At 49.3% G+C, this 1,009-nt stretch carries 3 tRNA genes and 3 rRNA genes; all 6 read left to right on the top strand.

The annotated features are described in order from the left end of the window. A 23S ribosomal RNA gene (locus F3H20_RS19780) occupies positions 1 to 95 on the top strand; the annotation flags it as partial. 266 nt (positions 96 to 361) lie between these two features. After that, positions 362 to 478, top strand: a 5S ribosomal RNA gene (gene rrf, locus F3H20_RS19775). A 7-nt stretch (positions 479 to 485) separates the two neighbouring features. Then, positions 486 to 561: transfer RNA gene (locus tag F3H20_RS19770), tRNA-Met, on the top strand. Between the two features lie 166 nt (positions 562 to 727). Further along, positions 728 to 803: transfer RNA gene (locus F3H20_RS19765), tRNA-His, on the top strand. Positions 804 to 822: 19 nt separating this feature from the next. Further along, positions 823 to 913, top strand: a tRNA-Ser gene (locus F3H20_RS19760). A gap of 3 nt (positions 914 to 916) precedes the next feature. Beyond that, positions 917 to 1,009: ribosomal RNA gene (rrf, locus tag F3H20_RS19755) — 5S ribosomal RNA — on the top strand; the annotation flags it as partial.

The following is a 1,009-nucleotide window of genomic DNA, read 5'->3' as shown; positions in this document are numbered from 1 at the left end:
AAGGCCCCTTGTAGACGACAAGGTAGATAGGCCAGATGTGGAAGTCCTGTAAGGGATGCAGCTGACTGGTACTAATCGGCCGAGGGCTTGACTTAAGCAGCGAGGCAAAACAATGCGAGTGAAAGCGAGCAGATTGTTTTGAGCGAGTCGCTTACGCAGAGCGGTAGCGATGCGTTTCCATCAGAAACGCAAAGACGATCTGGTGTAAGCAAACCAACAATGCAGACACTTTCTTCTGTGAAGTTTTCAGGGAATAACAAACGTTCTAAGATGGTGAGAATCAAATTAGAACCTAGAGCAATCTAGCTGATGAGTATCTGCGACACGCAGTGTATGAATCAGGAATTCACCTGAATATAGATCCGGTGTCGATAGCTAAGGGGTTCCACCTGTTCCCATACCGAACACAGTAGTTAAGCCCTTATACGCTGAAAGTACTTGGCTGGAAACGGCCCGGGAGGATAAGTAGATGCCGGTCGGTTTATCGCGGGATGGAGCAGCTGGCAGCTCGTCGGGCTCATAACCCGAAGGTCGCAGGTTCAAGTCCTGCTCCCGCAACCAATGTTATTCCAATGCCAAATAAGGCGCTTGCCTTGCTTGGCATTTCTAGTCAGGGTAAGGAAGCCACAGCTACCTTTGACATATTCCTGTGAGGCCGGTAGAAGAGTTATCTTCTTTAGGCAAAATACTGCACGAGCAGTGTAAGTACCTGTTTAAAAGAAAGATGGTGGCTGTGGTGAAGCGGTCAACACGGCGGATTGTGGCTCCGTTACTCGAGGGTTCGAATCCCTTCAGTCACCCCATTTTTTCTAATTATATATTGGAGCGATACTCAAGTGGCTGAAGAGGACGGTTTGCTAAATCGTTAGGGGTCGTAAGGCCCGCCAGGGTTCAAATCCCTGTCGCTCCGCCATTATCCAGTGACGATAGCTGTGGGGTTCCACCTGTTCCCATACCGAACACAGTAGTTAAGCCCACATACGTCGAAAGTACTTGGTTGGAAACGGCC

Source organism: Propionispora hippei DSM 15287, assembly GCF_900141835.1.
Taxonomy (GTDB): Bacteria; Bacillota; Negativicutes; order Propionisporales; family Propionisporaceae; genus Propionispora; species Propionispora hippei.
Note: the sequence above shows the minus strand (reverse complement) of the source record. Positions and strands in the feature narration are given on the sequence as shown.